This window comes from Marinobacter sp. MBR-105, assembly GCF_053628895.1.
Genome location: NZ_JBRJHG010000002.1, coordinates 168,063 through 184,138, shown reverse-complemented (window position 1 = coordinate 184,138; position 16,076 = coordinate 168,063). Strand labels below are relative to the sequence as shown.

The 16,076-nt window shown below is 57.6% G+C and carries 15 protein-coding genes; 6 read left to right on the top strand and 9 right to left on the bottom strand.

The window, feature by feature from the left end; translation table 11 throughout:
• Positions 1-35 precede the first annotated feature (35 nt).
• Together ACSSVV_RS03800 and ACSSVV_RS03795 are read right to left on the bottom strand one after the other, a co-directional pair.
• Entirely contained in the window at positions 36-1,451 is a 1,416-nt protein-coding gene (locus ACSSVV_RS03800; RefSeq protein WP_114434503.1) for a cbb3-type cytochrome c oxidase subunit I, read from the bottom strand.
• Positions 1,452-1,461: 10 nt separating this feature from the next.
• On the bottom strand, positions 1,462-1,911 hold the full coding sequence (locus tag ACSSVV_RS03795) for a c-type cytochrome (protein WP_022990832.1): 450 nt from the start codon (positions 1,909-1,911) through the stop codon (positions 1,462-1,464).
• Between the two features lie 190 nt (positions 1,912-2,101).
• Here ACSSVV_RS03795 and ACSSVV_RS03790 point away from each other — a divergent pair, with 190 nt between their 5' ends.
• Positions 2,102-3,028 carry an AEC family transporter gene (locus ACSSVV_RS03790; RefSeq protein WP_011786555.1) on the top strand — a complete coding sequence of 309 codons (927 nt, stop codon included), beginning with the start codon at positions 2,102-2,104 and terminating at the stop codon, positions 3,026-3,028.
• Here the strand turns inward: ACSSVV_RS03790 and rrtA are convergent.
• Complete coding sequence (rrtA, locus tag ACSSVV_RS03785; RefSeq protein WP_157680653.1) at positions 2,988-3,527, bottom strand: rhombosortase; 540 nt, start codon at positions 3,525-3,527, stop codon at positions 2,988-2,990. The two genes, ACSSVV_RS03790 and rrtA, sit on opposite strands and share 41 nt — an antisense overlap.
• Positions 3,528-3,681: 154 nt before the next feature.
• On the opposite strand from rrtA, the gene ACSSVV_RS03780 reads away from it, so the two are divergent.
• Positions 3,682-5,829: a M12 family metallo-peptidase gene (locus ACSSVV_RS03780; RefSeq protein WP_454105593.1), complete on the top strand. Its 2,148-nt coding sequence runs from the start codon at positions 3,682-3,684 to the stop codon at positions 5,827-5,829.
• Positions 5,814-6,275: a DUF6174 domain-containing protein gene (locus ACSSVV_RS03775; protein ID WP_011786552.1), complete on the top strand. Its 462-nt coding sequence runs from the start codon at positions 5,814-5,816 to the stop codon at positions 6,273-6,275. Before ACSSVV_RS03780 ends, ACSSVV_RS03775 begins: the two co-directional genes overlap by 16 nt.
• Before the next feature lie 5 nt (positions 6,276-6,280).
• Here ACSSVV_RS03775 and ACSSVV_RS03770 read toward each other — a convergent pair whose 3' ends face one another.
• Both ACSSVV_RS03770 and cadR read right to left on the bottom strand, forming a co-directional pair.
• The gene (locus ACSSVV_RS03770) at positions 6,281-6,922 is read right to left on the bottom strand and encodes a cation transporter (RefSeq protein WP_454105592.1); all 642 of its coding nucleotides are present in this window, start codon (positions 6,920-6,922) and stop codon (positions 6,281-6,283) included.
• Between the two features lie 64 nt (positions 6,923-6,986).
• Complete coding sequence (cadR, locus tag ACSSVV_RS03765) at positions 6,987-7,451, bottom strand: Cd(II)/Pb(II)-responsive transcriptional regulator (protein ID WP_454105591.1); 465 nt, start codon at positions 7,449-7,451, stop codon at positions 6,987-6,989.
• A 104-nt stretch (positions 7,452-7,555) separates the two neighbouring features.
• On the opposite strand from cadR, the gene ACSSVV_RS03760 reads away from it, so the two are divergent.
• Both ACSSVV_RS03760 and ACSSVV_RS03755 read left to right on the top strand, forming a co-directional pair.
• Positions 7,556-9,175, top strand: coding sequence for a BCCT family transporter (locus tag ACSSVV_RS03760; protein WP_222196732.1), 1,620 nt, complete (start codon positions 7,556-7,558; stop codon positions 9,173-9,175).
• Positions 9,147-9,647, top strand: coding sequence for a universal stress protein (locus tag ACSSVV_RS03755; RefSeq protein ID WP_050999024.1), 501 nt, complete (start codon positions 9,147-9,149; stop codon positions 9,645-9,647). The genes ACSSVV_RS03760 and ACSSVV_RS03755 overlap by 29 nt, the downstream gene beginning before the upstream one ends.
• On the opposite strand, the gene ACSSVV_RS03750 is transcribed toward ACSSVV_RS03755, so the two are convergent.
• Positions 9,627-11,144 (bottom strand): FAD-binding domain-containing protein, encoded by a 1,518-nt coding sequence (locus ACSSVV_RS03750; protein ID WP_454105590.1) that lies wholly within the window; start codon positions 11,142-11,144, stop codon positions 9,627-9,629. The two genes, ACSSVV_RS03755 and ACSSVV_RS03750, sit on opposite strands and share 21 nt — an antisense overlap.
• Positions 11,144-11,284: a DUF2256 domain-containing protein gene (locus ACSSVV_RS03745; RefSeq protein WP_011786546.1), complete on the bottom strand. Its 141-nt coding sequence runs from the start codon at positions 11,282-11,284 to the stop codon at positions 11,144-11,146. The genes ACSSVV_RS03750 and ACSSVV_RS03745 overlap by 1 nt, the downstream gene beginning before the upstream one ends.
• 68 nt (positions 11,285-11,352) lie before the next feature.
• Between ACSSVV_RS03745 and ACSSVV_RS03740 the strand changes: the two genes are divergently transcribed.
• Complete coding sequence (locus ACSSVV_RS03740) at positions 11,353-13,041, top strand: HAD family hydrolase (RefSeq protein ID WP_022990842.1); 1,689 nt, start codon at positions 11,353-11,355, stop codon at positions 13,039-13,041.
• 16 nt (positions 13,042-13,057) lie between these two features.
• Here ACSSVV_RS03740 and ACSSVV_RS03735 read toward each other — a convergent pair whose 3' ends face one another.
• Positions 13,058-14,314, bottom strand: coding sequence for a hypothetical protein (locus ACSSVV_RS03735; protein WP_454105589.1), 1,257 nt, complete (start codon positions 14,312-14,314; stop codon positions 13,058-13,060).
• Positions 14,315-14,403: 89 nt separating this feature from the next.
• Positions 14,404-15,936 (bottom strand): cryptochrome/photolyase family protein, encoded by a 1,533-nt coding sequence (locus ACSSVV_RS03730; RefSeq protein WP_454105588.1) that lies wholly within the window; start codon positions 15,934-15,936, stop codon positions 14,404-14,406.
• Between the last annotated feature and the right edge of the window lie 140 nt (positions 15,937-16,076).

The following is a 16,076-nucleotide window of genomic DNA, read 5'->3' as shown; positions in this document are numbered from 1 at the left end:
TGCCGGGGCCCGAAGGCCCCGGCGATCAGGCTTTATCAGGCGTCTGCCGTGGCAGGACCACGGACTTCCTCAGCCGGGCTCGCTTCGCCCTTGATGAAGAAGCTACCGAAGTACACCACCAGACCGGCCATGAAGAAGGCACCGGCGACAAATCGCATCCAGTAGAACAGGGCGATCTGATCCTGGCCTGCCATGAAGGACAGCGCTTCACCGCTTTCCGGAATACGCTGCAGCCAAACCTGCAGTACACCGGCAGCGGTCAGGAACAGGGTGATGAACACCATGGAGATGGTCATCAGCCAGAAGCCCCACATTTCCACAATCTGGGCGGTATTGCTGTTGCCGTAGGGGCGACCGCGCATGATTGGCATGGCGTAGGAAATGATGGTCAGTACAATCATTACGTAGGCACCGTAGAAGGCCATGTGGCCGTGGGCTGCGGTAATCTGGCTACCATGGGTGTACCAGTTCACCGGAGCCAGGGTGTGCAGGAAGCCCCACACGCCAGCGCCCAGGAACGCCATGACGGTTGTACCCATGGCCCACAGCATGGCGGCCTTGTTCGGGTGATTGCGGCGGCGACGGTTGATCATGTTGAAGGCGAAGACCACCATCATGAAGAACGGAAGCGGTTCCAGTGCAGAGAACACAGAACCCAGCCAGAGCCAGTACTCGGGCGGCCCGATCCAGAAGAAGTGGTGGCCGGTACCGATGATGCCGGTAATCAGCGCCATGGCAATGATCACGTACAGCCACTTTTCGATCACTTCGCGATCCACACCGGTGAGCTTGATCAGCACATAGGCCAGGATGGCACCCATGATCAGTTCCCACACGCCTTCTACCCACAGGTGCACGACAAACCACCAGAAGTACTTGTCGGTAGCCAGGTTACCGGGGTTGTAGAAGGAGAACAGCCACAGTACGGCAAGGCCCACCAGGCCGGTGATCAGTACGATGTTGACCACCGTCTTTCGACCTTTCAGGGCGGTCATGGAAATGTTGTACAGGAAGGCCACCACAACCACGGCGATGCCGATCTTGGTTATCGTAGGTTGCTCAAGGAACTCCCGGCCCATGGTGGGTAGCAACTTGTTCATGGTGACTTCCGCCAGGGTGGCATAGTCCACAAACAGGTAGCCCAGGATGGTCAGAGTGCCTGCTGCCGCGAACACCCAGAACAGAATCCACGCCAGCAACGGGCTGTGCAATTCCGTTTGAGCTTCTTCCGGAACCATGTAGTAGGTGGCGCCCATGAAGCCGAACAGCAGCCAGACAATCAGCAGGTTGGTATGCACCATCCGCGCAACGTTGAAGGGAATTTCCGGAAACAGGAAATCACCGACAACGTACTGGAGCCCCAGAATCAGGCCGAACACAATCTGGCCGGCAAACAGAATCAGGGCAAAGATGAAGTAGGGCATGGCGACCCTTTGAGATTCGTATTTCATATCTGCTCCCTTACCCCTCGATGTTGGGTGGCCAACCGTTGTCGTCGATCTTGGATGTCCACTCCAGGAAAGCGGCCAGGTCTTCGATCTCGGAATCACTCAGATTGAAATCCGGCATCTGGCGCCGGCCCGGAATATTCGTGGGCATGGCGTTCATCCAGGCTTTCATGTATGCCTTGAAGACCTCAGTATCACCGCCGCCACGGCGGTCAAACACGTTGGCCAGTTCGGGAGCGAAGTAAGCGCCTTCGCCCATGATGGAATGACAACCGACACAGTTGTTCTCTTCCCACAGATGTTTGCCGCGCACCACCTGTTCGGTGAGCTCGTCGCGGTTATCCCGCTCGGGCATAGCACGCAGCTGAGTGTCAAAAGTCAGGGCCAGGAACAGCAGGACGAAGAAGGCACTTCCCCCCAGATATATGTTCCTGGCCATGCTTTTGGTAAAGCGCTCGGCCATTGGTCTCTCTCCTTGGTTGTTACGAATACCTGACTGCCCCACTAGGATATAAAGATGCATCCCTAATGCTATTGATGATTATCAAAGATGATCCCGGGTTTCTCTATTGCGCTGGGGAGTTACCTCTTGATGGGTAGGTGGTAGACTGCCCCGCTGGTTGTATTTTCAAGGTTTTACGCTCGGAGAGATCATGTCTGCCGCCCTGGCCCTGCTGCTTAAACTTCTTCCGCTTTATGTCACCGTTGCACTGGGTTGGATAGCGGGTCGGTTCCTGGAAGCCAGTGGCCGACATATAGCCGGCATCATGCTCTACATCGTCACACCGTCAGTGGTGTTTTCCGGCGTAATGGCGGCGCCGCTGAGCCCTGAGGTGATTCTGCTCCCCTTCCTTGTTTTCGGAACGTCATCGGTACTGGGGCTGGTTCAGTTGAAACTGGCCAAAAAGGCGCTGTCCGATGGCAGTGCAAACATAATTCCCCTGTGCGTAGGCTCGGGTAACACTGGTTACTTCGGGGTGCCAGTCGCATTGCTTTTGTTCGGGGAAGAGGGGCTGGGGCTTTATATTGTCTGTATGCTGGGTACGACGCTTTTTGAGAATTCCGTTGGCTTCTATCTTGCCGCAAGGGGCCGGTACAGCATCAAGGATGCACTGTGGCGGGTACTTAAGCTGCCTTCGGTGTATGCCTTTCTGGCAGCGGTGGTCCTGAATCTGGCCGGGATAGGCATTCCGGATATTTTCGTGCCGCTGTTTGATAACCTGCGAGGTGCCTACAGCATTCTAGGTATGATGATTATCGGCATGGGCATTACAAGCTTCCGGGGGCTGGCCGGCAACCCTCGGTTCACGGCGCTGGCATTTTTCGGCAAGTTTGTGATCTGGCCATTGGTGGCTATTGTGTTCTGGTGGGTGGATTCAGCGCTTCTGGGAATCTACGAGCCGGCGGTGCATCAGGCCATTTTCCTGATTTCCATCACACCGATTGCCGCCAATACCGTGGTGATTGCGACTTTGCTGGAGGCCTCACCGAGGCAGGCAGCGGGTACTACGTTGCTCAGTACCTTGTTTGCCCTCGGTTTTATTCCAGTGATGATTGCTTTGGCGTTCGGCGCCGGATAAAGCCGGCTCCGGCAATCAGTAGTCCGGAAGCGAAACCCAGTGCATGGGCCTCCCAGATTACCGGCCCTCCAATCAGGGCCGTGGTCTCGGAACGGTCCAGTCCAACGCCTTCCAATACAAGTTTCACGGACAGTGCTGCAAGCAGTGTGATGGAAAACCAGCGATCCGTTTTCAGCCCTCTCATTGCCAGAATTGCGGCCAGGCCGTGGATACAGCCGGAGAATCCTCGATAGCTGGCCAGGTCTGGCCGGAGCGACAATAGCCCCAGGGAGATCGCTGCGGCCATCAGCAGTGTGATCCAGAGTAACCTGTCGGCAGGCAGGAAGCGTGGGAACAGAAGAGCGAGAATGAGCACGCCTGCCAGATTCAACAGGAGATGGTTCACGTTCAGGTGAACCAGGTGACCCGTAAACAAGCGCCACCACTGTCCGGATGTGATTGTGTCCGGTTGCCACTGCAACAATTGCGGTGGAAGAAAAAATGAAAATACAAGCACCATGCATAACAAGAGTGCCGACCTGTTAACCACTCGAACCCTCATGCGGGACATGTCTCTCATAAATGCAGATTGTTACTGGTTCGGGCTGGTCTCGCCCTGCCAAGCCTATTAGTTTGCGCGAATTCCAATTGCCTTAACAGAAAAGGATTCGCCCGTGAGACGTTTGCTGTACCTTTTCCCGATACTGGTTCATGTCTGGCTGTTGTTGTTTTCAATTCATGCCAGTGCTTCGGAGTCACTGGAGTTGTGGATAGATGGCCAGGATTACGAAGTTGAGCTGCAAGCCAACAATCGGCTGGTCTCAGCCCTGGGGGCGCACCAGGCACTCGCCTCGGGCCGCCACTTCCAGGGTAAGGTGGCGGTCGACCCGGACAGCTGGGTAAGGGTGTCTCGCCTGCAGAATGGCTGGGAAGGTATGGCCTACCTGTTTGGGCGTATGCATGTGATTGGTGGCCGGCAGGACAGTCAGCAGTTGGTCACTAAGAGCTTTGGGTTTGATGTCGCTCCCAGCTGCGGTGTTGACCATGTACACAGCAGTGCCGTTATTGCTCCTGATCGTGTTCTTACGCCAATGATGGCGCAGGCGGTGTCTGCGAGCTACGACAGCCTCTGCGACAGCCGGGTAGAAGGAGCCTGCCTGCTGCTGGAGCTGGAGGTGGTGTTCGATCTCGAATTCCAGCAACGTTTCCCCGATGATTTCCAGGACCGGGCCGTCAGTATTCTGAATCTGGTGGAAGGGTTCTATTTCGAGCAGTTTGGTATTGGCCTGGACACCCTGAGTCTTACTTTCCTGAAGACGAATACCTTCACTACATCCACTTCAGCGAATGATCTGCTGGATGATGTGCAGACACAGGTGGCCGGCGGTAATCTTCCGTTTCAGCAGAATCGGCGCGCCCTGTTGCATCTGGTGAGCGGAAGGGATTTTGATGGAAGCACGGCCGGGCTGGCCTGGGTGGGCACTCTGTGTGATGGCAACGGTTACGGTACCGGCGTCACCAATGCGTTTGACTCCAACGTGCTGACCGCCGTCGTCGTTGCCCATGAGCTCGGTCATAATTTCGGTGCCAATCATGATGAGCAGCAGAACAGCTGTTCGACCGGATTCATCATGAGCCCCTGGGCAAATCCGGATGCGACCCGGTTTTCGTCGTGTTCTGAAACCAACCTGATTAATACCATTAACCAGCAACCGGCGCTGGAACAGTGCTTCAATTTTCCGGCCGATACCATGCTCACGGCAGTAACAACAAATCCTGAGAGGGTACCGGGACAGAGCCAGTTCCAGGCCTTTTTTGATATTGGCTATCAGAGCGCTTCTGAAAATGCAGACTGGCTGGAAGTGACGGGCGAACTGTCGGGCAAAGACACCCGGCTGGAGATGGTCACCGTTGACAGTGTGCCTTGCGAGATCTCATCCCGGTCCTATAGCTGTTCCGATCTTATCCCCGATGCTCAGGGACACCAGCTCGCGATTCAGGCATATTCAGGCACCGAAGCCAATCTGACCCTGAATCAACGGGTCTCCCTGATCAGCTTGAGTGGTGAAGTACTGGATTTGCAGCCGGCCAACAATACGCTGGAAAGCCGTTTTGAGGTGGCGCCCACCGCGGTTGCGGCACCTGGTGACCTAGTGGTGACACCGGAGGCCCGGAGTGCGTTTCTGCAATGGCAACCAAGCGAGACCACAGAAGCTGGCTATGTTGTGCAACGCATGGCCCCTGGCGAGACCGCCTATTCCGACCTGTCTGTGACCTTGTCTGCGGGCACGAATCAGTACCGCGATGCGTCTTTGATCGCGACTGGTGAGTATGCCTATCGCGTGGTGGCCGTGCTGGAGGGCGTGCGTTCATTGCCCGGCAATTCAGCGAGCATAAGCTGGAACAACGCCCCTGTTGCTCCCGAGGGGCTGACCGCTGTGGCCGAGGCGGGCCGTGTGCTGCTGGCCTGGACCGAGAATGCTGGTCCTCAGACCGGATATCGGATTGAACGCCGCCGTACAGGAACTGAATATACCCCGTGGCAGTTGCTGGCAACGGTTCCTTACGGTACCGAGAGCTATGTCGATGAGACACCGGTGGCGGGTTATACCTACGAATACCGACTGGTTGCTATCAACGGTGGTCAGTTTGCCAGCAGTGAGACGGTTCCGGCAATCATGCCGGAGCTCGAGGAAACCTCGACCGACGAAGACCAGGGTGGCGATTCATCCGGTGGCGGTGGCGGCCTGGGCGCGGGGTGGTTGCTGGTTGCTCTGACGGCCGTGATCGTCAGAAGGAGGCGGTGGTGGAACGTCAGATAACCTGCACAGGCCTGGTGCTGGTGGTGTCATTGCTGGCGGCGGGTTGCGCCGGCGCCGGCAAAGACAATACCCCGGTGCTGGATTTTCAACAGGCTCAGGCCGTTTGGCAAGCCCATGGTATCGACAGTTACGAGGTTACGGTGTGGCAAACCTGTTTCTGCCCTCCCGACCTGCTCCAGCCCATGCGAGTTACTGTGCGCGAGGGAACGGTGATCGATGTTGAAGGTTTGGAACAGCCGATCAACCATCCGGATATTCTGGACCCCAGGCGCCTGACCATTGATGGTTTGTTGGGTGTTATTGATAAAGCCCGGCACAGTGCAGAAACCCTGGTCGCTGAGTACGATCAACGCTATGGGTTCCCGGTACGGCTGGAAGTGGACGGTAGCCCATTCATCGCAGACGATGAATTCTCCTACCGTCTATCGGATTTCCAGCCTTTCTGAGAGACTCAGGTCTCGCTGACCTGCAATTGTGCGTCACGCTTCGCGTCGTTGATATCGGCGCGGGCATGGCGAACCACGCTAACTCCGGCGGTGACGGCCAGCGTACCCATGATGGCTGCGACGATCAGATCTGGCCAGGCACTGCCGGTGCCGAACACGCCCAGTGCGGCGGCCATAACGGCCATATTGCCGATAGCGTCGTTGCGGCTGCAAAGCCAGACCGAGCGCATGTCTGAGTCACCGTCCCGGAACCGGAACAGCATCACGGCAACAAAGACATTGGCGGCAAGCGCCAGCAGCCCCACCATGCCCATGGTCAGTGGTTCGGGCGTGATGCCGCTTTGCAGTACCCAGACGGCCCGGCCCCAGACCACCAGTCCGAACACGGCCATGGTCAGACCTTTTACCATCGCCGCCCGCCCGCGCCAGAGCATCCCCATTCCCAGAACGCTCAGAGAAAGCAGATAGTTGGCGCTGTCGCCAAAGAAATCGATGGCATCGGCCATCAGGGAAACGGACCCGGATTGCAGGCTGGCGAAGCCTTCCACCAGAAACATCACCAGATTCATCCACAGCGCCAGCCAAAGCGCTTTTCGGAACCCCGGAGCGGGAGTTTTGGGTTCAGGTGCAGAACAGGAACACGCCATAGAGACCTCCAATGTTTAAGTGTCTCCATTAAAAACCCTGTAGTTGCTACAGGGTCAACACCTGCTAATCATGATGGCCTGATCCATGAGTGCCTGGTACATGGTTATCCGATGCGGTGGGTTCCGGGAGGGTGGCCAATTCGTCGCTGAGCCCGCCCAGAATCCCACATTCCCGGATGGTCCGCGGGTCTGAACAGGCGTTCTGTAGGTTGACCAGCATCTGTTCCAGGCTTTTCAGTTCGTTGAGCCTGGCCCGCACATGTGACAGGTGTCGAGCCAGCAGAGCATTGACGTCTGAGCAATCGGCAGTGGGTTTTTCAGCCAGCCGGATGAGTTCACGAATCTCGTCCTGCGCCATGTCCAGATTGCGGCAGCGCCGGATGAACAGGAGGCGGTCGAGGTGTTCCTGACGATAATAGCGATATCCGTTATCGCCGCGCTCTGGCTTGGCCATCAGCCCGATTTTTTCAAAATAACGGATAGTTTCTACCGGAACACCGGCCTGCCGGGACAACTCTCCAATTTTCATGATGTATTCCCTTGAATGCCTGACATCGGTCAAGTCTCAGCCCGAAGACGATACTGTCACTATGGTACAGTGGCGCGGTGGTTTCATGGAATGAGGAGGCGACTGTGCTGGAGCGCCTGCAACACCGACTGGGCTTGCAGACAATACCCGGAGTGTTCTTTAGCTCAGCTGCTATTGCCGCGCTGTTTGTGGCTTTGGCGATTCCTTTTGACCAGGCTGTGGCCAGCAGTTTCGGGCAGTTGACCGGATGGGTGGCCCGTAACCTGGGCTGGTTCTATATCCTGGCGGTGTCTTCGCTTCTGATTTTTCTTCTTGGTCTGGCGCTCAGTCGCTACGGCAGCATTCGCCTTGGGGCGGATGACAGTCGGCCGGACTACTCGAATCTCACCTGGTTCACCATGCTGTTTGCTGCCGGTATTGGCACTATCCTCATGTTCTGGGGGGTGGCTGAGCCGGTGTCCCACTTTGCCAATCCGCCATTCGATGGTGTGCAGGGCGGCACCGAGCAGGCCGCTACCGACGCCATGACCATTGCCCTCTATCATTTCGGCCTTCACACCTGGACCATCTTTGCCATGCCGGGGCTGGCCATTGGCTATTTCTCCTATCGCCACAGCCTTCCCATGCGTATCAGCAGCCTGTTCTACCCGATTCTTGGTGAGCGCACCTTTGGTCCATGGGGCTGGGCGGTGGACGTTATCGCGGTGTTGGGCACGCTGTTCGGGGTGGCGACGTCGCTCGGGCTGGGCACGTTGCAGCTGAACAGTGGACTGAATTACCTGTTCGGTGTTCCTTCCGCGGGCTGGGTTCAGGTTCTGCTGATCACGGTTATTGCCAGCATTGCAGCGACCTCGGTAGCGCTAGGCCTGGACAAAGGAGTTCGGCGGCTGTCCCAGGTGAATATTCTGCTGGCGATTGTCTTGCTGCTGTTTGTATTTGCGGTGGGCCCTACCGTGTTTATTGCCGAAGGTATGGTTCAGAGCGTGGGTGATTATTTTGATGCCTTGCCCTGGCTGGCGTTCTGGACAGAAACCTTTCGCGAGTCGGACTGGCAACGCAACTGGACGTTGTTCTACTGGGCCTGGACGATTTCCTGGGCGCCCTATGTGGGTATTTTCATTGCCCGGATTTCCCGTGGGCGAACCATTCGGGAGTTCGTAGCCGGCGTACTGTTTGCGCCAACCGCGTTTACGCTGGTGTGGTTCGGCATCTTTGGTCTCTCTGCCATCAACGTTGAGATGAATGGCCTGGTGGCACTGGCAGATCAGGTGCAGAGGGATCCGTCGGTGGCCATCTTTGCATTTCTTGATGTTTTTCCACTGGCGGAGGCGGCTTCTGCTCTGAGTGTGGTCATTATTGTCATTTTCTTTACCACGTCATCGGACTCCGCCTCCCTGGTGATTGATATGCTGACACGCAGGGACGAGCAGCCTTCGCTGATTCGCCAACGGATTTTCTGGGCGGCGGCCCAGGGGGTAATTGCGGCCACTCTGTTGCTTGCCGGCGGGCTGGATGCTCTGCAGAACGTGATCACTTCACTTGGTTTACCGTTCTGTATTCTGCTGGTGTTTATGGCGGTGTCCCTCTATCGTGCTCTGCACGCCGATTATCGCGGCTACAGTGTGGATGAGCTGGTGCGAGGCCGCGCCTTCCCGGAAGTGGAAGCCGATTCTGAACCCAAACAGGAGAAAGGTTATGTACCGGAAGCTGCTGATCGCGATTGATCCGAAAGACGACGGGGAGGGCAAGCGTGCACTGGAAGCGGCCCTGAATCTTCTGGAGGAGGGGGGCGAGTTGCACCTGGCCAGTGTCTTCAACCCGGGTGGCAGCGGTTTCTTTCCTCACGTCACCGAAGAAGCACCGGAAGACAAAGAAGAACAGGTGCGGCACCACCTGGATCTGCTGGCCCGGAAATACCTGCCCCTGAACCGGGAGGCGATCCTGCACGTGGTGGCCGGTTCGGCCGGTGAGAAACTGGTGGCACTGGCCGGCCAGCTGTGTGCAGACCTGATGATTCTGGTCTCCCGTGGCGGTGGCAGCCACTGGCCGTTGCGCAAGGCAACGGTGGAGTATGTGTCGGTCAATGCCCCTTGTGCGGTGCTGGTGCTTCCCAGTATGGAGAAAAACGAGAGCGACGGACCTGTCGAGAGCGAGGAAGGCCCTTGTCCATTGGGATCAGAAAAGAGGGAGCTGTGATGCCGGTTCAGAGTCCTGGCTGCCAGTCCTGGGCCGGTTCTGTGTCGGCCCCTTTCGACTGCCATGACGGTTGAGAACCCGGTCCGTCTCTGTCTGGCTCACTTGCTGCTTCCTGAACTCCCCGACCGCCTTGCGAGCCACCCGTGCTGCCTGCTCATGATCACAGACCGGTGAAATATAGGTATTGCCACCAAAGCGCTGTTTCTGGGCCGGCGTCATCAGCCAAGGAGTGTGGATCATTTCCGCCGGGACGCCGGCCAGCTCCGGTATCCAGCGACGGATGAACTCACCTTCCGGATCCAGTTTCTGGCTTTGCAACACCGGGTTGTATATGCGCAGGGCGTTGATGCCGGTGAGCCCCGATTGCATCTGGGCCTGGGGATAGTGAATGCCGGGCTCGAAATCGGTAAACAGTCGAGCCAGGTGCAGTGCCGGGTCCCGCCAGTGAAGCCAAAGCTGATAACTGGCCACCGCCATCAGCATGGCCCGCATGCGGAAGTTGATCCAACCGGTGTGCTCCAGGCTGCGCATGCAGGCATCCACCAGCGGCCAGCCGGTCTGGCCCTCCTGCCAGCGATGCAGTCGCTCGCTGTTGTTTGGTCCGGTTTTCAGGTGCTCCAGTTCCCGATGCATGGCACGGAATTCCAGTTCCGGTTCATCCTCCAGCTTCTGGATGAAGTGGCAATGCCAGTGCAGCCTTGAGCGAAAGCTGGTGAGGCTTTTCTTCTTGCGGGGCAAAGTGTTGCGGTGGTCTCCGGTCTCTTTTGACTGCTGATAGACATCCCGCAGGCTGATGGTGCCCCAGGCCAGGTGAGGGCTGAGCCGTGAGCAGGCGCGAGGTGCGGTAAGCGGCGACGACATGTTGTATTGATAACTCACGCATCGCCGTTCCAGAAACGAATCCAGCAGGGCAATGGCCCGCTCGCTGCCGCCGGCCTGACGATCCGGGCACGGGCCCCCGTTAAGCTTAGTGGGTACGGGTAAGCTCTGTGGCCAGCCCGAGGTGTCCGGTGAATGGATCGCCTCAGGTGCAGGCAAGCGTGTGCTTTTGATGATCCGGTTCCAGTGCTGGTCCCAGTCGTCCCGGTTGACCAGTCGCCGAACGACACCAAAGCCCTGCCATTCGCGGAACTCAATCTGCTGGCTCTGGCACCAGGCAATCACCGCTTTATCCCGCTGAAAGGTCCAGTCCCCGCCGGTTTCCTGATGGCAGAACACCTGTGTGATGCCGTACTGCTGTTTCAGGTCATCCAGGGTTCTGATGACCTCCCCGTGAGCAATCAGCAGATCACTGCCCAGGCGTTTTAACTGCTTGCGCAAGGATTCGAGAGACTCCGCAACGAACTGCCACTGCCGGCGGGAGGTGTCCGGTTGCTGCCAGTATTCCGGCTCCACCACGTACAAGGGCACCACCGGCTGCCCCGATTGCACAGCGGCGTAAAGTGGGCCGTGATCCTCCACCCGTAAATCCCGTTTGAACCAGACCACGACTGCCATCAGTGCGGCCCCCGGTTGCGCCGGCAACGCTCACTGCAGTATTTCACCTGGTCCCAGTCCTTTGCCCACTTCTTGCGCCAGGTGAAAGGGCGGTGGCAGGCCGGGCAGATTTTCTCAGGTAAGTGCGGTTTTTTGTGCATGGGCGGTTTATGGGTTTAACTGAAAGAGGTGTGTGGATATACGTGACTGAGCTTCCAGAGGTTTTGCCATGTCCCGATTCGACGACAATATCCTGCCACCCTCGGTCCTGATCTTCGACTGGCACGGTACCTTGGTGGATACCCATGATGCCATGTTCAGCGCCATGGAGGAGATGTTACCGCAACTGGAAGAGCTGGGCCTCGTGGAACAGTTGCTGCCTGAAGACCAGTGCCGCACCGAAGACGATGCCCGGCTGGTGCGTTACATTCGCATCTACCGCCGATTGCACCCGCGGATTCTGGCTGAGCGCCGGGTCTCCCGAACGGATATTTTCAACGCCATCTTTGGTGAGAACAAGGCTGCCAAGCTGGTCGCCCATAAAGCCTACAACCAGGCCTACCGGAAGTACTTCGGCCAGGTGAAACCGTTTCAGCCGGGCGCTTATGAGTATCTGTCGGCCCTGAAAGCCCTGGGCATCAAGCTGGCGGTGTGCACCAACCGCAACCGGGAGTTCCTGGACAGGGAGTTGCAGATTGTCGACGAAGGCCGCTGGCTGCATTTGTTCGATGCCACCGTGTGTGCTGATGACGTCACTGAATACAAGCCGGATCCGGAGGTTATCCTCAAAGCGCTTGAAAAGCTGTCGATCCAAACGGATGAACACGCCTGGTACATCGGGGACAGTTATGTGGACATGCTTACCGCCCACCATGCCGGTGTGGCTGGAGTGTTCTACAACGGTGCCTGCTGGGAGCAGGACCGGATCAGCAGCTGGTTCACCAAGCGAGACGCCCCGACCGCTGTTCTCGACAGCTTTGAAGATCTGATGGATTTACTCGCCCTGCTGGAACGTGAACATTCCGAAGCGTTTGTCGCCAGCCCGGCAGAGGTGCGCCCGAAACCTTTCCCGGCGCCAGAGCGGCCGGAGCCCCGCATCGAGCCTGACTGGCACCCGGCGGTGGTGAAACTGATTCGTCCGGCGGTGATCCTGTTCGACTGGCACGCTACTCTGGTGGATACCCTTGATGCCATGTACCACGCGGTGGATGACATGCTGCCGGATTTCCACAAGCTGGGGTTGATGGACCGGATGGTGGCGCCGGAAGACAGCAAAACCCCGGAAGATGCCCGCCTGGTGGCATACGTGCGAGAGTTCGCCAAACTGCATCCCAAGGTAAAGGCTGATCGAAAAATCTCCCGCACCGATATTTTTGAAGTGCTGTTCGGTGAGGATCAGGACGCCAAGCAGATTGCCCACAAAGCCTTTAATCATCATTACCGGAATCACTACGGCACCGTGAAAGCCTTCGAGCCCAGGGTGCGGGAAATGCTGGAAGGGCTGCGCAAGCTGGGTATCCTGGTGGGCGTGATCACCAACCGCGACCGGGAGTTTTTCGAGCACGAACTGGCGGCGGTCGAAGATACCGGCTGGACACACCTGTTTGACGTTAACGTGTGTGGTGATGATACCCCGCTGCGCAAACCCCACCCGGATCAATTGCTGCTGGCAGTGCAGAAGCTGGATTACCCACCGGACCCCAGTGTGTGGTACGTGGGCGACTCTACCACTGACATCATTGCGGCCAAACGGGCCGGTATGACCGCGGTGTTCTTCAACGGCGCCCAGTGGGATTTGCCGTGGCTGAACCGGATTTTTCCCGGTACTCACAAACACCCGGACAAACCGGATGTAGTGGTTAACGATTTCTCTGAGTTCTGGGCCCTGGTGCTGGCCTGCGAAGTCGGGCCGCCCTGACTCTGGAAGATGTTGGTTATTCTGCCGAGCCGGGGGCGGGGGGGTTGTGAAGAGCGTGTTCGATGTCGAGCCCGAGTACGAGCACGCCTTCGAGTCCGTTGTTGGGTTTATTCAGCGGCACCGGAAAGCTGACCATCACCTGGAAACGGGCGGTGGAGGCATCGTAGCGAATCGGCGAAATCCACATGTCGCGCTTTCTCTCAACGCCTCGGTCGGTTTCAAGGGCGATTTCCTGAACCTTGGGCTCGTCGCCCTGCCAGTAGTCTGAGGACAGGCGGCTCATGGCGACCAGCGCCCCGGTTTTGTCGGTCAGCAGGACCTCGGTAACGAGTGGTGTGTGCCTGGCCTGCCAGGCTGTCATTGCCCGGGAAGCCGGCAGTTCAAGTATTTCGCCAGCCAGCGGTGTCGGATGGTGGGGTGCCAGCGCTTGCCAGAGCGTGTCCTTGGTCAGGATATCGGTCAGGTTGTCATAGGTCGGCCCCTGGTAGATGGCATTGGTCAGATTGATGTTGCCAGAGAGATCAGCCATCAGTGCTTGCGCCAGCCTCTGAACCTCGGACGCTTCCTGTTCGGACAATTGCATACTGGGCATGGCACAGTCGGCAAGGTGTGCGTTAAATCCGGACAGGAAGCGAGGGTGGTTCGCAGAAAAGCGAGAGCTCACATACAGGTGCAAAGGCGCATACCGAACAAAATCAGAATTCAGTGACCAATCTACCCCGGATTTCTGGTCTTGCAGGTAGTTCATGGCACGCTGATCCATCAGAGCGAGATCAATCCGCTTTCGTACCAGAAGCGCTGGAAGCTGCTCAGCCCCTGTAACCGTGATAAACGGTTTCAGATCATTGTCTTCCAGCCAGATGGCTTCATTGCTGCCACCGACCACGCCAATTCTTGCAGTGCCGGGGTCCGGTTTGGCTTCGGCGGTAAAGAACCAGTGCCATTTTTCCAGGGCGACCGGGTGCGAGCGAACGGCGGATTGGTCCAGTTCCTCGGATGACCCGACGGCATAGTAGCCGTCCACCAGGTTGCGTTCCAGCGAGTAACGGGCCCGGCTTTGCGGCATCAGACTGATCCTGGCCTGAAATCCGGACTTGTTCAGGGCGCAGCGGATGGTTTCCGTGGTTTCACCGGTAACCACCGGAATCTGGGGTTCCGCATACTGGTAAGGCGGTGCCAGAAAGGTATACAGGCTGAAGCCATGGTGGTCTGCCCTCACGCTCAATGAGGCCATAACAAGGCTCAATCCGATAATCAGGCTGCGGGCATCCATGTGCGCACTCAAGCGTCCAGATTGCTGACAATGGTATGAGCATAGCAGTCATAATCCCGCTTTTCCGTACCTCATTTGGCGTAGTCGGATCACAGTGTTTCGATATTGGCCAGAACCCAGTCTGCCCTTGCCCGCAAGGCTTCCCGCCGCTCTGGCTTCTGCTTGTCCCAGTTCCGGTACATCATGGTCATTCGTGGATTGTTGGCAAAATCCTCGCGGTGCCGGTCAATGAAGTGCCAGTACAGGCTGTTGAACGGGCAGGCGCGGTCTCCGGTAGCGTCCTGCACCCGGTAGTGGCAGTTCTGGCAGTGGTCAGACATGCGCTGGATGTATTTGCCGCTGGCGGCGTAAGGCTTGGAGCCCAGGTAGCCACCATCGGCGTGCATTACCATGCCCAGGGTGTTGGGCAGCTCCACCCAGTCGAAGGCGTCGATATACACCGCCAGGTACCAGTCACAGATGGCTTCCGGTTTCACCCCGGCCAGGAGGGCAAAGTTACCGGTGATCATCAGTCGCTGGATGTGGTGGGCATAGGCGTTGCGGGCCGTGGCGTTGATGGCCTTGTGCATGCAGCGCATCTTTGTATCGCCGGTCCAGTAGAACCAGGGCAGCTCACGGCTGTTGCCCAAACGGTTTTCCCGGTCGTAACCGGGCATCAGTAGCCAATAGATGCCGCGCACGAATTCCCGCCAGCCGATGATCTGGCGGACAAAGCCTTCCACAGCATTCAGCGGCGCCCGGCCGGCGTGCCAGGCCCGTACCGCTTCTTCACACACCTCCATGGGATCCAGCAAGCCGGTGTTGAGATAGGGGGACAGGATGGAATGGAATAGCCAGTCTTCGTTGTCTGACATGGCATCCTGGTAGTCGCCGAAGCAGGGCAGGGCGAAGTCGATAAAGTGAGCAAGCGCTCCCTGCGCCTGTTCGGCGGTAACGGCGTAGTGGAAATTTTCCGTGGTGCCGAAATGCTCTGAAAAGTATTCGTTTACCAGCTTGATCACTTCGGTGGTGATGGCATCCGGTTCCTCGCGGAACGGGGCCGGGGCGGGAGGCTTGCCGGCCCATTTCTTTCGGTTGTCGGTGTCGAAGTTCCACTGGCCACCTTCGGGCTGGCCTTCGGAGGTCATCAGCAAACCCGTTTTCTTGCGCATCTCTCGATAGAAGAATTCCATGCGCAGCTGCTTTCGGCCTTCGGCCCAGCGGGCGAACTCGTCAATATTGCAGACGAAGCGGGTATCTGGCCGGATTTCCACTGGGATGCTCAGTGTTTTGTGCCAGCGGCTGATCTGTTCGTGTAAACGCCACTCACCACATTCTGTCGTAATGACTCGCTCCGGTTGGCATTCCCGCACCAGCTCCGCTATTACCTGTTCAATAGACTGTGCCGGATTGTCCGGGTGATAGCGCTGATAGTGAACCCGCCAGCCATCCTCCGCCAGTGCATCGGCAAAGTGCCGCATGGCACTGAAAATGAACACCAGCTTCTTCTTGTGATGGTTGGTGTAGCTGGCTTCACTGTGGACCTCGGCCATCACGACCAGGTCGTTGTCCTTGTCTGCGCCCTCAAGGGCAGAGAGACGGTGGCTGAGCTGATCACCCAGGATCAGGATGAGATTGGCCATGACGGGCTCCGGCTGAGTTTATCCTTTAGAGGTAGGCAGAATACGCCATGGGCGCAAGGGTGGTTCATTGGGTATGCTGGTACACTCAGCTGATTCGCATCAAATCGTGCCGGCCGCCGGTCAGGCATAATGCCCGCTTT

Bases quoted from the DNA above. Each gene is read 5' to 3' on its own strand.
- ACSSVV_RS03755 (WP_050999024.1), top strand. From the start codon at position 9,147: ATGTACCGGAAGCTGCTGATCGCGATTGATCCGAAAGACGACGGGGAG.
- ACSSVV_RS03790 (WP_011786555.1), top strand. From the start codon at position 2,102: ATGTCTGCCGCCCTGGCCCTGCTGCTTAAACTTCTTCCGCTTTATGTC.
- ACSSVV_RS03795 (WP_022990832.1), bottom strand. From the start codon at position 1,911: ATGGCCGAGCGCTTTACCAAAAGCATGGCCAGGAACATATATCTGGGG.
- ACSSVV_RS03735 (WP_454105589.1), bottom strand. From the start codon at position 14,314: ATGGATGCCCGCAGCCTGATTATCGGATTGAGCCTTGTTATGGCCTCA.
- cadR (WP_454105591.1), bottom strand. From the start codon at position 7,451: ATGAAAATTGGAGAGTTGTCCCGGCAGGCCGGTGTTCCGGTAGAAACT.
- ACSSVV_RS03800 (WP_114434503.1), bottom strand. From the start codon at position 1,451: ATGAAATACGAATCTCAAAGGGTCGCCATGCCCTACTTCATCTTTGCC.
- ACSSVV_RS03730 (WP_454105588.1), bottom strand. From the start codon at position 15,936: ATGGCCAATCTCATCCTGATCCTGGGTGATCAGCTCAGCCACCGTCTC.
- rrtA (WP_157680653.1), bottom strand. From the start codon at position 3,527: ATGGTGCTTGTATTTTCATTTTTTCTTCCACCGCAATTGTTGCAGTGG.
- ACSSVV_RS03745 (WP_011786546.1), bottom strand. From the start codon at position 11,284: ATGCACAAAAAACCGCACTTACCTGAGAAAATCTGCCCGGCCTGCCAC.
- ACSSVV_RS03750 (WP_454105590.1), bottom strand. From the start codon at position 11,144: ATGGCAGTCGTGGTCTGGTTCAAACGGGATTTACGGGTGGAGGATCAC.
- ACSSVV_RS03770 (WP_454105592.1), bottom strand. From the start codon at position 6,922: ATGGCGTGTTCCTGTTCTGCACCTGAACCCAAAACTCCCGCTCCGGGG.
- ACSSVV_RS03740 (WP_022990842.1), top strand. From the start codon at position 11,353: ATGTCCCGATTCGACGACAATATCCTGCCACCCTCGGTCCTGATCTTC.